The 13657-nt window shown below is 70.7% G+C and carries 8 protein-coding genes; 3 read left to right on the top strand and 5 right to left on the bottom strand.

Going from position 1 to position 13657, the window contains the following annotated elements; all coding sequences use genetic code 11:
- Window positions 1-227 precede the first annotated feature (227 nt).
- Window positions 228-383 carry a hypothetical protein gene (locus O0S08_RS02095; RefSeq protein WP_269037261.1) on the bottom strand — a complete coding sequence of 52 codons (156 nt, stop codon included), beginning with the start codon at window positions 381-383 and terminating at the stop codon, window positions 228-230.
- A gap of 78 nt (window positions 384-461) precedes the next feature.
- On the opposite strand from O0S08_RS02095, the gene O0S08_RS02090 reads away from it, so the two are divergent.
- Together O0S08_RS02090 and eno are read left to right on the top strand one after the other, a co-directional pair.
- A complete protein-coding gene (locus tag O0S08_RS02090; RefSeq protein WP_269037260.1) occupies window positions 462-1187 on the top strand; it encodes a hypothetical protein in 726 nt (241 codons plus the stop codon).
- Between the two features lie 294 nt (window positions 1188-1481).
- Window positions 1482-2768, top strand: a complete 1287-nt coding sequence (eno, locus tag O0S08_RS02085; RefSeq protein WP_269037259.1) for a phosphopyruvate hydratase — start codon at window positions 1482-1484, stop codon at window positions 2766-2768.
- Window positions 2769-3092: 324 nt separating this feature from the next.
- Here the strand turns inward: eno and O0S08_RS02080 are convergent, their stop codons facing one another.
- Together O0S08_RS02080 and O0S08_RS02075 are read right to left on the bottom strand one after the other, a co-directional pair.
- Window positions 3093-4433 (bottom strand): hypothetical protein, encoded by a 1341-nt coding sequence (locus O0S08_RS02080; protein WP_269037258.1) that lies wholly within the window; start codon window positions 4431-4433, stop codon window positions 3093-3095.
- Between the two features lie 466 nt (window positions 4434-4899).
- Window positions 4900-6423, bottom strand: coding sequence for a glycoside hydrolase family 43 protein (locus O0S08_RS02075; protein WP_269037257.1), 1524 nt, complete (start codon window positions 6421-6423; stop codon window positions 4900-4902).
- 369 nt (window positions 6424-6792) lie between these two features.
- Here O0S08_RS02075 and O0S08_RS02070 point away from each other — a divergent pair, with 369 nt between their 5' ends.
- Entirely contained in the window at window positions 6793-7845 is a 1053-nt protein-coding gene (locus tag O0S08_RS02070; protein ID WP_269037256.1) for a hypothetical protein, read from the top strand.
- 345 nt (window positions 7846-8190) lie between these two features.
- Here the strand turns inward: O0S08_RS02070 and hflX are convergent, their stop codons facing one another.
- Window positions 8191-10362 (bottom strand): GTPase HflX, encoded by a 2172-nt coding sequence (hflX, locus tag O0S08_RS02065; RefSeq protein ID WP_269041933.1) that lies wholly within the window; start codon window positions 10360-10362, stop codon window positions 8191-8193.
- Between the two features lie 469 nt (window positions 10363-10831).
- Window positions 10832-13480 (bottom strand): rifamycin-inactivating phosphotransferase, encoded by a 2649-nt coding sequence (gene rph, locus O0S08_RS02060; protein ID WP_269037255.1) that lies wholly within the window; start codon window positions 13478-13480, stop codon window positions 10832-10834.
- Window positions 13481-13657 lie beyond the last annotated feature (177 nt).

Genomic DNA, 13657 nt, shown 5'->3' with positions numbered 1-13657 from the left:
CCGTCCACGCCGACGTGACCCGCGCCGGGGAATCGCGGACTACCGGCGGTAGCATGACCGGTGCGGCCCGGGCGAGCCCCTGCGCTGCCGGTTACATGTCTTTTAAAACATGTCCGAAGGTGAATCCCGAGACTCGCGGCCGCCGCCCTCGGCCCTCGCCCCTGCGGACAGCGAAGAGGACGCGCGGCGTGCACCCCCGCGAACCTGATGACACTCGCGGCCGGACTTCAAAGCCCGGGCTTCGCGGCGCGGTGCGAGGGCGGCCCGATGCTGCCCTGGCAGGAGATCGGGCGCGGAAGACCGATCGCGGTCATGTCGATATGCGGGTGCAGGTCGCCGGTGATGCCGAGCGCGCCGCGGGCGAACGCGTCGAAGTTACTCACCGCGGTCCGAGCCGTGGGCTCCCGCGCGCGTCGCAGTCACCGCGTGACGGCGCCGGCCGAGCTGGTTACCGTGAGCCCGTGGCGCTCACCGACGAACAAGCGTGGATCCTGACCTCGGTCGGCCTCATCAGGCTGGCCGATGGCTACCCGATCGACCGCACGGCAGCGAACATGATCTTCGCGGGAGTCAACGCCCGGCTGACCGACGAGGAGCAAGACTCGTGGATCGATCGCCTCGCCGACGCGCCGGCGCTGTGGGAGTACGCGCGCGCGCTGCCACGACCCCCGGCCGATCGGGTCCTGGAGATCTTGCGAGCGGCGTGGTCGATGTGGATGCGCGACAGCTATGCCAGCAGCGGGGAGGCCGAAGTGCTCGCCGGGCTCAGCGAGCTGTTCGGGGTCGGCATGTTGTTGTCGTGGCGCAAGACCTTCCTGCTGGAGTTCGGCGACCTGGAAGAGTACTTGGAGGCGTTCGGGCTGATGCTGGACCGCCGCGCCGACGCGGCGGCGCGCGGGCATCCGCTCGACGACCTGGGCCGCGCCGAATTCCAGGCCCCTGCTGGCCCGCCTGCCCCTCATCAGCGAGGCGTTCCGCGGCAGTACCTGCTCGACCCGGAGACGACGATCGACGAGCTCGGCGGCGCCCTCCTGCGCGAAGAGCGGGGCCTCCGCCGTCGGGCGCTCGAGGACATCGCCCGCCTGGTCCGCCTCAGCGACCACGTCGCTCTCGGCCGCCAGCTGTTCCTGGCCCTCGCCGCCCGCATGGGCGTCTCCGAAGACCTCGCGCGCGAGCTCCTCGGCTGACTTCGGCGATCGTTCGCGCTCGTACTCTGTCGGCCGCCGGCGCGAGCGCTGGCCGACCTTCGCCGCGTGAATCCGGTGCCCGGCGCAGCGAGGTCCCCGCTCACCCGTGCGGCGCGCGATCTCGACGCCCCTGCGAGTGAGCAGCCGCGCGGCTGGCCGCGGCAGCGGCGGTTTTCGCCGCCGCGGTCGCAAGCGTCTGCGAATTCGTTCAGCGCTCGCCCCGGCGCCGCGCGCTCGCCCGTCCTGCCGATCGGCGCTGGCCGGCGGCCTCGCTCGCGCGCTACCTTCCCGCGCATGAGCGTCATCCTCAGCGTCCACGGGCGGGAGATCCTCGATTCACGCGGCAACCCCACCATCGAGGTCGAGGTCGTCACCGACCAGGGCAGCCTCGGCCGCTTCGCCGTCCCCTCGGGTGCCAGCACCGGCGAGCACGAGGCCCACGAGCTGCGCGACGGCGATGCCAGGCGCTACCTCGGCAAGGGCGTGCGTCAGGCCGTCGAGCACGTCAACGGTCCGCTGGCCGACGCGGTGACCGGCTTCGACGCCCTCGATCAAGTCGGGGTCGACCAGGCGCTGCTGGCCGCCGACGGCACCCCGAACAAGTCGAAGCTCGGGGCCAACGCGCTGCTCGGCGTGTCGCTCGCGGTCGCCCGCGCGGCCGCCCTCGACGCCGAGCTGCCGCTGTACCGCTACCTCGGCGGTCCGCTGGCCAACGTGCTGCCGGTGCCGCTGATGAACGTGATCAACGGCGGCGCGCACGCCGACAACAACCTCGACTTCCAGGAGACGATGTTGGTGCCGCACGGCTTCCCGACCTTCTCGGAGGCGCTGCGGGCCGGGGTGGAGATCTTCCACAACCTCAAGAAGATCCTGCGCTCGCAGAAGAAGGTCACGGCGGTCGGCGACGAGGGAGGCTTCGCGCCCGACATGGCGAGCAACGGCGAGGCGCTGGCGGTGCTGGTGCAGGCGATCGAGGCCGCCGGCTACAAGCCGGGCGCGCAGGTCAGCCTCGCGCTCGACGTCGCCGCCTCCGAGTTCTACGACAAGCAGAAGGGCGTCTACGTGCTCGCCGGCGAGGGCGGCCGCGAGCTCGACGGCGCCGCGCTGGTCGGCCTCTACGCCGACCTGGCCGCCAAGTACCCGCTCGTCTCGATCGAGGACGGCATGGCCGAGGACGACTGGACCGGCTGGGCCCTCCTCACCGAGCGCCTCGGCAGCAAGCTGCAGCTCGTCGGCGACGACCTGTTCGTCACCAACCCCGAGCGCCTGCAGAAGGGCATCGACGCCAGGGTCGCCAACAGCATCCTGGTCAAGGTCAACCAGATCGGCACCCTCAGCGAGACCCTCGAGGCCGTCCGCCTGGCCCAGCACAACCGCTACCGCGCCGTCATCTCCCACCGCAGCGGCGAGACCGGCGACACCTTCATCGCCGACCTCGCCGTCGCCACCGCCGCCGGCCAGATCAAGACCGGCTCGGCCTCGCGCTCCGACCGCGTCGAGAAGTACAACCAGCTGCTCCGCATCGAGGAGCAGCTCGGCGACGCCGCCCGCTACCCGGGCCCCACCCTGTTCGGCCGCTGAGCCGGATCTGTCCGTGAAGACATGAGCGAACGGGCATGTCCGTTCGCTCATGTCCAAAAGAGCATGGCCCCGATCAGGTCCTCACGGGACGGCCGCCGAGTCGGCGATTCTTAAAAAGGCAGGAGCGAGCGGGCATGGCCGAGCGATCATGTCCGAAGGAGCATGGCTCCGAAGGGCGCCGTTACGCGGGCCCTCGCGGCTCGGCCGCTGAGTCGGGCGGCTGCAAGACATGAGCCATGGACATGACCGATCGCTCATGTCCGAATGACCATGTCCTGGACGCCATTCTCGATCGGGCACGCCCCGCCGCGGCCGCCTCGGTGATCACGGGTCCGCGAGCACGACGGCGAACGCCCGCGGCTCGGCGCGGGCGAACGGCGGGCTGAGCTCGTCGGCGGTCTGCGTCGGGCCGACGGACTCGAACAGCTGCTGGCAGCGCGCGGCCCAGGCGTCGACGTGGCCGGTCTCGACCGCGAGCGTGGCGCACAGCTCGAGCCGCTTCCACCCCGCCTCGCGCAGGTCGGTGGGCCGGCCGTCCTGGTGGCAGAAGCTGTGCTCGTAGCCGGGCGGATGCGCGTCGACGCGGCTCAGCTGCAGCGCGATATCCTGCGCGGCCAGGCTGCTGCGCAGCAGGGCGGCGAAGGCGGTCGCCGGGCTCACATCGTCCAGGATCTCGGCGTAGCGCTGCTCGAGCTCGGTGAACAGCGCCCACTTGCGATCTCCGAATTCCCGCAGCCGCCGCCAGGACTCCGTCCGAGCGGCGCGTTGCTCGGCGAGGACGGCGTGGTCATGGGGCTGGTCGCTGTGGGCGCGCCACTCGTCGGCCTCGAGACGCAGGCCCGGCGGGTAACGCACTCGCAGCAGCGCCTCGAAGGTCGACTCCGCCAGCAGCCAGCGGGCCGTCGACGTCGCGTCGCGCAGCTCGCGGGCGCGCGCCAGGGAGAGCGAGGCGCGGTCGATCCGCCTGGCCCGCCGCAGCGCCGCGGTCAGGAGCTGCCGGGCCTCGTCGGCCAGGGCCGCGTCGCGCTCGACGACCAGCAACGCCTCGCGTTCGACCCCGTAGCAGCCGTGTGGCCACTCGACGCGGGCGAGCGCGCCGCAGGTGCCGTCGACCGCCGGCACCGGGCACGCGCGGCGCCAGAGGATCTGTCCGACCTCGATCTCGGCGAGCACCCGGCGATCGGGGCCGCCGACGCGTGCATACCGAAGCAGGTACAGGCGCGCGTGCTGCAGGCGGGCGTCGTCGGTTTCGAGCAGCTGCCGCGCGTCCCAGAACAGCGCGGCGGTGGCGGAGGTCACCTGCTCGTGGCCGATCGCGGAGAGCAGGGCGCCCGGCCGCAGCTCGCCGAGGCCGACCTCGAGCAGCCCCGCGTTGAAGCGGGCGGCGATCCCCGCGGGGGTCGCCTCCGTGTGCTGGTAGAAGAATTTCGCGGCCGCCCGCAGATCGCCCCGTCGCAGCGCTCGATCGGCCTCGACCGCGGACGGCTCGTCGACGAGGGCGAGGCCCGGCGGGATCGGGTCGGCGACCAGCGCCTCGCGCAGCGCGTCGCTGCGGGCGGCGAATTCGACCCCGTTGGGCAACGGCGGCGCCAGAAAGACAGGCGCTTCGTGCAGTTGCTCAGGGGCGGCGAGGAGGAGCAGAGCAGCGGAGGCGACCGCGAGCATGCCCCGGCTAACGCGTGGGAGCGACGAACGCTCTGGTGGAACCGCTCGGTGCGACCCGCGCTCGTACTTGCTCCCCGAGAGCGAATACTTATTCATTGATTCGACTGTCACGCCACGAGTGAGAGCGTGCTTCGGATTCTCGAAGGGGCCTGTGACACGCTCGCGTGGCTCTCGCTGGACGAGCTCCTCGCGCGGGTCCCATGGTCCCCGCCCGACCCAGACTTGTTGGACGAGACTCTCGTCCTCCTCAAAATGCGGACGTCAAAGTCGACGAGTGGACCCGAGAACAGGTGTATCGAATCATCGTGGAGCGTGTCGATCGATCCGCTCAACCTGGCGCCATCCGCTTCTTTTGGCGGCATCCCTGGTCGCCATCGCGCGGCTTCCCGACACACCGCGCAGGCCAAACTCCATGCCGACCCTGCCTCTTCACCGCCTCGCTAGCGCTGCGCGACGCGTGGCGGATTCATTGGACACGGGCCGCGGGCGAGGGCGCGTGAGGCGGAGCGCCTCGCCTGACCGGGACAGCCACGCTGAAGCTCGGGTCCTGGGCGGGCCAGCGCGGCCGGATGTGGACCTCGCCGAGGCCGTCGCCGTGATCGTCGAACTCGATCGGACTGACCCACACATCGCGGTCGCAGCCGGACTCGCCGCACGGGACGTGCGCGAGGCGGTGGTGGACGAAGTACCAGCGCTCGCCGTCGGGGCCGAGCACGGCAGAGCCGTGGCCGAAGGCCTGGCCGTCGCTCGGGATCAGGAAGCGGCCGACGAGTCGCCCGGGGTTGGTGTACACCAGCGCCTCGACCGACTTCGCGGCGACCCAGTACACGTGATAATAGGGGGAGTCCCAGTTGCTGCCGCTGAGCAGGAGGTACACGTATTCGCCGCGGCGAAACAGGCTGGGGGCCTCGACGACGCCCAGGGAGACGCCGTCGCGCAGCATCTCCTCGCCGAGCGGGCCGCGGGTCATCGACAGCATCTGCTCGCAGCCGGAGCAGCTGGCGGCGAGGCGCGCGAGCGTCTCGGCGTCGTGGGGGTTGCCGGCGTGGATCTGGGCGACGCCGAGGTCGCACCGGACGGCGGACGGATCGTTCGGGTCGAGCTCGACGAGGTGGACGTGTTGGCCGAAGTTGTCGAGCTCCCACGCGACCTTCGGCGGGCTGTTGGTGTACCACGAATAGGCGAGCCACCAGCGGCCGGTCTGCGGATCGCGGAACACCGACGAGTCGACGCGCATGATGTGGTGGCAAAAGGTGCCCTGGCAATCGTGGGAGGCGAAGTCCAGGCTGCGCGGAAGGTCAGGTCGCAAGAGACAGGTCGAGAGGTCGGCGCCCGCCGGCAGCGGCTCCCACGGCCGGTCGGGCGGGGGGAACGGGCCCGCGGGGCTGGCGGACCAGGCGAGGTAGATGCCGCTGTCCTCGTCGTACGGCGGGCACGGCGACTGGGGTGCGGCGAAGCGCTGGGCGGTGAACGAGAGCATGAACGAGGCCACGCCGAGCTGGACGATCTCGGGGGCCCACCGCGAACAGTAGTGGCCGCCGTCGAGCGCGAGCGAGTGGCCCGGCGCGTTGGTGCGGCCGAACAGGCCCGGTCCGGCGTCGGTCCAGACGATCAGGTCGGTCGAGGTGAAGCGGGGGAAGTCGCCGGCGTTGTCGACGGTGGTGGTGAGGTGATAGGTGACGCCGTGAGGGCCCTCGACCCGCAGGACCCCGGGGTCGGGGTGGCCGGTCGGGAGCACGGGGTTCTGTCCCTCGAGCCAGACGAGCTCGGGCCCCGGCATCCCTTCGCCAGTCCCCGCGCCTTTGGTCGTCACCGATTCGGATGAGCCGCCGTTGCAGGCGAGCACGAGCGTCGCCAGCACGAACACGCGGCCCCACGCACCGCGTCGCTCGCCCGCTCCCCGCGGCTGCGCGGGCGGCCGGACGCGCAGCGCTTGCCCGCCGCGAGGAGCTGGTCGCTGCCCGCTGCGTCGATCGACTTCGTCGGCCAACGCGACAGCAGACCACGCAGGAGCCCGGGCGACAACACGTGCAGGTGCTCGCCGTCGCTCGTGCGCGTGGGCGCGCTCGTTCATGATGGGGGCGCTCGCGCGAACCGTGGTCTTGCCTCACCGTTTCGTGGACCCTCGCCCTCGCCTGTGAGGGCGACACGTCGCCGCCCCGACGTGGGGCTTCACGCCATCATCATGCCGACCACACATTCTCGTGGTCGATCTCGGCGGCGAGGTGCTCGCCATGGCGACCCGCAACGGCTCGTCCTCGTCGGCGTCCCGAGTGTGTGGTCGAGCGTATCCAGCACCTGCCACGACAGGTCGAAGGCGTCCGCCGTGCCGCGAACCGCATCGGATACGATGCCGCACATGGCCACGAAGAAGACCGCCACGAAGAAGACCGCCACGAAGAAGGCCACCACGAAGAAAACCGCCGCCAAGAAGTCCGCCGCCAGGACGGCCACGAAGACGACGGCGAAGAAGGCCGCCATCAAGAAGGCCGCCAAGAAGGCCACGAAGAAGCCGAGGATCGATCCGCTGCGCGAGCTCGCGTGGGACGTCCTGTGTGCCTTCGATGCCGAGGACGCCACCCCGGCCGTGCAGCTCGAGTTCGTCGACGGCTTCCTGGCGACGGCTGCCGACCGTGGGATCGCGGTCGATCTCGACGTCGCCTTGCCCTACTGCGCGGAGGTCCTCGGGCTCGAACCGGGCGAGCTGCGGGCCACCTACGAGGGCCACAGCCGCCAGCTCGCCGCGGTTCACCGCGCGTCCGGCCGGGCCGGCGAGGTCGACGCTCTGGTCGAGCTGTGCGCGAAGGAGGGCCGCTTCGGCGACACCTTCCAGGAGGCCGCCGCCAGGGCCCTCGCCGACGCCTGGCCGCGCCTCGGGGCCGCGCTCGGCCAGCGCCTGTTCGTCGGTCGCAAGGACCTGCGGCTGCGCAGGGCCGGTCCGTTCGCCACGCTCGCCGGCTTCGAGGCCGCCCGGGACGTGCGCTGGCTCGAGCTCGTCGTCACCCCCGACTGCGACCTCGCGCCGCTCGCCGCGCTGACGAAGCTCCAGAACCTGCATCTGAGCGGCAAGCTGGCGGGGTACGGCGTCCTGGCCCGGTTGGCCAGGCTGACGACGCTCCAGATCGAGGCCGACGCCGCGGGCCTCGCCGAGCTGGCGAGCCTGCCCACCTTGCGGGTCCTCACCCTCACCGTCGCCGAGGACGTCTCGCTCGCCGGCCTCCTCGACCTGAAGCAGCTCGGTCTCCTGAAGCTGCTCGCCGGCTCGCGGCGGCTCGACGAGGTCACCGCCGCGACCATCGCCGCGCTCGCCAAGAAGAAGACGCGCAAGCTCCTGCTGGCCCAGCACGAGGGCTGGCCCTTGCAGCTCACGCTGACGAAGCGCACGTCGCCCGGCTACGTCGAAATCAACTGAGCCGCGACGTCGCCCGGAGCTCGTCCGATCCTGGAGGTTCTCGGTGGAGTCGCGCACTCGCGGCGTCGCAACGGCCCCGACCGCGGGTCCGCTCGAGAAGGAGGACAAGGGCGAGCACCGCGTCGAGGCGACGGTACTCGGCACCCAATGAGGTCGGCCGCCGATATGACCTGTCTCGCGAGCCAGGTCAGCGACCCCGCCTGCGCGGCCGTCCACTCGCTCACGCGGCGGTCTCGGCGTGGCCGCCGTGAGCTGTCCGCGCGCGTGCTCGAGAGTGGCCTCGGCCGCCGACATGACCTGTCTCGAGAGCCATGTCGGCGACCTCGCCTGCAGCCGTCGTCGCGCTCACGCGGCGGTCTCGGCCGTGACCGCCGCGAGGAGTCCGCGCGCGTGCTCGAGCACCGCCGCGTTGTCGGTGCGGATCGCCCACTCCGCCGCGAGCACCGGGAAGGCCGCCCAGCGCTCCGCGGCGTGATCGACCAGGCGCGGCCACGTCGCCCCGCCCGCCTGCGCGAAGCGCTCGACCAGCCGCTCGAGCGCCGGCCGCCCGAAGCACCCGCCGAACACTGCCAGGTCGATCGAGGGGTCGGTCACCCGCGCCTCCGTCCAGTCGAGGATCCCGACCAACCTCCCGTCTGTCTCGAGGAGCATGTGCCCCGGGTGCAGGTCCCCGTGCACCAGCGCGACGTGCTGCGGCCACATCGTGTCGTCGGCGAGCCAGCGCTGCCAGCGCTGCCACACCGCCTCCGAGGGCTGCAGCGCCTCGCGGGTCGCCTCCATCGACCGCGACAGCGCCGCGCGTCCCTCCGTGATCGTCGTCGTCGGCACCCCCGCGCGGCTCGCCGCCTCCGGCGAGATCGACTGCAACGCCGCGAGCGCCCGCGCGAACGACTCGAGCAACACCTCGGGGGGCGCCGCCGGATCGACGATGTTCCACTGCGGGCCCTCCGCCGTCACCGTCACCGCCGGCGTGCCGGAGAGCCGCGGGTACGCGATCACGTCGGGGGCATGCACCTGCCAGTCGGGAGCCGCCACCGGCAGGTGCGGGCGCACCAGCCGGAGCACCCGCCCCTCGACGTAGGTCGACGCAGTCACCTCGGGGCGACGCGGCGTCCGCACGATCCACGGCGTCCCCGCCTCGTCGCGCGCGTGCACGACCAGGAAGTCGAGCCCCATGCGATCGAAGTCGGCGTCCTCGGTCTGCAGCTCGAGCCCGTGCCTGCGGACGACCGCGAGCAGCTCCGCCGGGCTCGTGATCGGCCGCACCGTCGACAGCAGGCCGCGCCAGCGCTCGAGCGCCGCCGGCAGCGCGCGCACCCGCAGCAGCGCCCCGGCCTCGGTGTACGCCTCCGCGAGCACTCGAGCGTGCGCGCGGATCTCCCCGAGCAGGTGCCCCTCCGCGAACGGCACCTCGAGCACATCGTCGACCAGCGACGCGTCGAACGCCGCGAGCAGCCCCGCCCGCAGGCGTGCGACGTCCTCCGGCGCGTGCGCGCAGACCTGCAGCGCCGCCGGCAGCTCCTCGGCCAGCGCCGCCCGCGTCGCCGCGTCGACCCGGTCGATCTTGTTGAGGATCACCAGCGAGGGCACCGCCGCCGCGCCGATCGTCGCCAGCGCCTCGCGGGTCACCGCGAGCTGCGTGCGCCACTGCAGATCTGACGCGTCGACGACGACGAGCAGGAGCCCCGCGTCGCGCGCCTCGGCGAGGGTCGCGTGGAACGACGCGACGAGCTCGTGCGGCAATTCGCGGATGAAGCCGACCGTGTCCGACACCAGGAGCCGCGGCGCAGCCTCGGGCGAGAGCGCCCGCACCGTGGTGTCGAGGGTCGCGAACAGCCGGTCCTCGACCAGCACCTCGCTCCCGGTCAGCGCGCGCATCAGCGACGACTTGCCCGCGTTGGTGTAGCCGACCAGCGCCGCGCGCGGCAGCTCCTTGCGGCGCGCCCGCTGCGTCTCCTCGGCCGCGCGCAGGCCCGCGAGCTCCCGGCGCAGCCCGGCGATCCGCTCGCGGAGCTCCTGCTTCTTCAGCATGACGTTGCTGTGACCGCGCTCGCCCCGGCCGCCGCCGCCGCCCTCGCGCCCGCCGAGCGACCTGTCCTCTCGGACACGTGGGAGCGCGTGCGTGAGCGCGGCGATCTCGACCTCGAGCCGCGCGACCCGAGTCCGCGCGTGCCGCTCGAAGATCCGGAGGATCACGCTCGCGCGGTCGATCACCTCGACGCCCGCGAGCTCGTCCTCGAGGGCGCGGAGCTGGACTGGACCGAGCGCGCCGTCGACGACGAGGAGGAGCGCCTCCTCCTCCTGGCCGTCGCCGCGGACCTCGGCGACGCGCGCCGCGAGCTCCGCGAGCTTGCCCTCGCCGATCGTCGGATCGGCGCTCCGATGGCGCTGGATCAGGGTGGCGACGACGCGGATCTCGAGCTGGGCGAGCAAGTTCTCGAGCTCGTCGAGGGACGCCTGCACGGACGCGTCGGTGTCGCCGGGGAACTGCCGGCCGAGCACGAGGGCCCGCGGCATGGAACGCACGGTGGACGAATGATTAGACTTTCTGGTCATACGATGGACTCCTCCGCTCGCGGCCCGTAGGCCCGAGCGAGCTGGGAAGCCCGTGCGCGCGGCTCATGTGCCCGGCGCGGCGAGACGACGTCTCGACGCGGCTGCGTCTTCCGGCGGCATGAGACGCCGCGCCCGGGCATTCCGTTGGACTGGAAGGACGGAAATGCGGGCACGGCACCGCAGCACGCACTCGCGACCTGCGCGCCGGATCTGCCGGAACACGCGGTCTGCGGGCGGTACTGCGAGGCTCAGCGCAGGCGGATGAACGCTACCATGTCGGGGGGCAGAATGACACGACTGCCCCCGGTCGCGCAAGTCCCGAATCTTTTTAAAAAATCGAGGCAGCCTTGACGCGAACTTGTTGGCCGGTTTGGCGCGACCGGCCCGCTCGCCGCCGAGTCCCCGTCGGCGCACGTGGTGGCGCCGCACCTCATGTCAGGATTTCGACATACCCATCCGTCCCGTTGACGCGGATGCGTTGCCCGTCGCGGATCATCTTGGTCGCGTTCTCCACGCTGACGACGGCCGGCAGGCCGTACTCGCGGGCGATCACCGCGCCATGGGTCATCAGGCCGCCCACCTCGGTCACCAGGCCCTTGATGGACACGAACAGCGGCGTCCAGCTGGGGTCGGTGAAGGTGGTGACCAGGATATCGTCCGCCTCGAGCTCCGCATCGGCCATGTCCAGGAGGACGCGGGCTCGCCCCTCGACGACGCCGGAGGAGACCGCCAGGCCGACGATGGCCCCGGCGGGCAGATCGGCTCGTTTGTACGCACCTGCCACGATTTCCCCATCGGACGTGATGACGCACGGCGGCGTCAGCTTCTTGTGGAGCTCGTGTTCGGCTCTCCGCTCGCTGACGACCTGCTCGTCCAGCCGATGCGTGCGCACGACCTCGCGGAGCTCGTCGAACGAGAGGTAGTCGATGTCTCCGACGTCGCGGATCACGCCGGCCTGCACGAGCCGCTCGGCTTCTCGCAGCAAGGCCTGCTTGTAGACGAAGAAGCGATTGATGGTGGCGTACTTCGGATACTCGCGATAGCCGGCGAAGTTCCGCAGCCGGTCGATCATCCGCCGGGCTTCGCCGGCCTTCTGCTCCCCGTCCGGCAGCTGCCCAAGCCGCTCCAACAACGCTTGCGCGTACTGCAAGGCCTCCTGCCGCCCCTGCTCGAATTTCCGCTCGCCCGCGCCCGGCTCGAAGTTCTTGATGTTGCTCAGGAGCAGCGGGACCAGGATCGTCGGCTTCTCGCTCCAGCGGGGTCTCGTGATGTCGATCTCCCCGACACCTCGCATGCCGTACTTGTCGAGGTAAGCCACGATGGCGTCCCGGGCCTCCTGCCCGCCTTCGAGCTCGGCCAGCTCATCGAGGAAGCCGTCGTGCTTCACGCGCTGCAAATACGCGACAACCTCCGGATGAGGGCGGATCGCGTCGGCGACGTTCAACAGCTCCAGGCCCATCTCCGACGTGATGTTGTTCGCCACCGACTGGGACAGCGTATCCGCGGCGTTCTTCTCGCCCAACCACGCCATCAGCTTCTCGTTGAGCCACGACGTGGCGTTCATCGAAGCCATGATCACGCCCATGTTCCGCCCATCGAACACGGACTTCTTGAAGTTCTGCATGTCCTCCGGGATGAAGTCGAACAGCGCAGTCCCGGCATGGGTCCCGATCTCGCGCTTCAGCTCCTCGAGCGCGGCCTGGCTGCGCGCGATCAAATCGGCGACGATCGCCGGATCGTCGTCGACCTGCGCGTCGAAGCGTGACGCCATGCCCTGCTTGCCCTGGTCGGGGGGCGCCGGTTCGATGAAGTCTCCCCGCTCGAGGATGGTGAGGAGGGCGTCCTTGATGCGCGGATGGGTGCGCCCCGCGACATCCAGGAAAACGTCCCGGCTGGCCGGTGAGGCCAGCTGCTGGGTGGCATCGGCGAACAGCCTGCCACCCGCTGCGCGCATCGACCCGGCAGAGAACAGCTGGAACACGGACAGCCCCAGGGGCTTCATGGCGTCGGTCATCATCTGTTGATGGCCGACGGATATATAGACACGGTTGCCGTGATCGGCCCTTGCGGGGATGGGGTACAGGGTCGTGATCGGCCGGCTCTGGACAATGTGGAATTCATCGTCGACAAGGCACCATTCGATGTCCTGGGGGTGGCCGAAATGCCCTTCGATCTGCCGGCCCAGGCGCTCGAGCCGCACGATCTGCGCATCCGTCAGCACCTGCCCGTCCTGCCGCTCGGGCTCGATCGCCCGCTCCTCGGTGCCGCCCTCCTCCAGCGCGACCGTGGCCAGCGTCTTGGTGGCGATCGCCTTCTCGACGACCTGGCCGTCCCGCACCTTGTAGCGATCGGCGCGCGCCAGGCCGGCGACCAGCGCCTCTCCCAGGCCGAAGCCGGCCTCGATCGACGCCACCTTCCGATTCGACGTGACTGGATCGGCCGTGAAGAGGATCCCCGCCGCCTGCGGGAACACCATCTTCTGCACCACCACCGCCATGTGGACCTTGCGGTGGTCGAAGCCGTGCTGGATCCGGTAGGCCACCGCCCGCTCCGTGAAGAGCGACGCCCAGCACCGGCGGACGTGCTTCAGGATCGCCTGCGTCCCCCGGACATTCAAAAAGGTGTCCTGCTGGCCTGCGAAGGAAGCCCCCGGCAGATCCTCCGCAGTCGCGCTGGACCGCACTGCATAAGCATCCTCCGCGCCGAGCCTGGCATGAACCCGGGTGAGCGCCGCTCGCAGATCTTCAGGGATGGCGGTGCCTTCGATGATTTGTCGCAGCTCGCCGCTGAGCTCCCGGATCGCGCTCCGGTCCTCCGCCGCGAGCGACGACAATCGGTCGAGCAACCCGCCGATCGCCGGCGTCTCTGCCATGATTCGCTGGAAGGCCTCGGTCGTGACGCAGAAGCCGGCCGGCACGCGGATCCCCTCGATCCTCGAGAGCTCTCCCAGGTTCGCGCCTTTCCCTCCGACCAACCTGGCATTCGTTCGATCGACCTCCTGAAGACCAAGCACATCGGTCCGCGTCAGGTCGGTCGGTCCTCTGTCAGCGAAATCCACTGCATGCTTTGTCGTCGTCATGGCCGAGGACTCTGCGGCATGACCCGGGGCTTGTAGCAAGCCCCCGGGTCTGATATAACCTGGAAGCGGAGAGAGACAGGAGTCCTCTCCTTTTTTCGTTCCGTGCGTGCCGTCCGCAATTGGAGACGGACGCCCCGATGCTCGCTCGAATACGCCTCGGCGTGCGGCCACGGACTG

The sequence above is a fragment of the Nannocystis punicea genome, from assembly GCF_026965555.1.
GTDB classification, from domain to species: Bacteria; Myxococcota_A; Polyangia; order Nannocystales; family Nannocystaceae; genus Nannocystis; species Nannocystis punicea.
Note: the sequence above shows the minus strand (reverse complement) of the source record. Positions and strands in the feature narration are given on the sequence as shown.

What these genes read in the sequence shown, in the direction of transcription:
- eno (WP_269037259.1), top strand. Translation starts at nt 1,482, where the DNA reads ATGAGCGTCATCCTCAGCGTCCACGGGCGGGAGATCCTCGATTCACGC.
- O0S08_RS02080 (WP_269037258.1), bottom strand. Translation starts at nt 4,433, where the DNA reads ATGCTCGCGGTCGCCTCCGCTGCTCTGCTCCTCCTCGCCGCCCCTGAG.
- O0S08_RS02070 (WP_269037256.1), top strand. Translation starts at nt 6,793, where the DNA reads ATGGCCACGAAGAAGACCGCCACGAAGAAGACCGCCACGAAGAAGGCC.
- hflX (WP_269041933.1), bottom strand. Translation starts at nt 10,362, where the DNA reads ATGCCGCGGGCCCTCGTGCTCGGCCGGCAGTTCCCCGGCGACACCGAC.
- rph (WP_269037255.1), bottom strand. Translation starts at nt 13,480, where the DNA reads ATGACGACGACAAAGCATGCAGTGGATTTCGCTGACAGAGGACCGACC.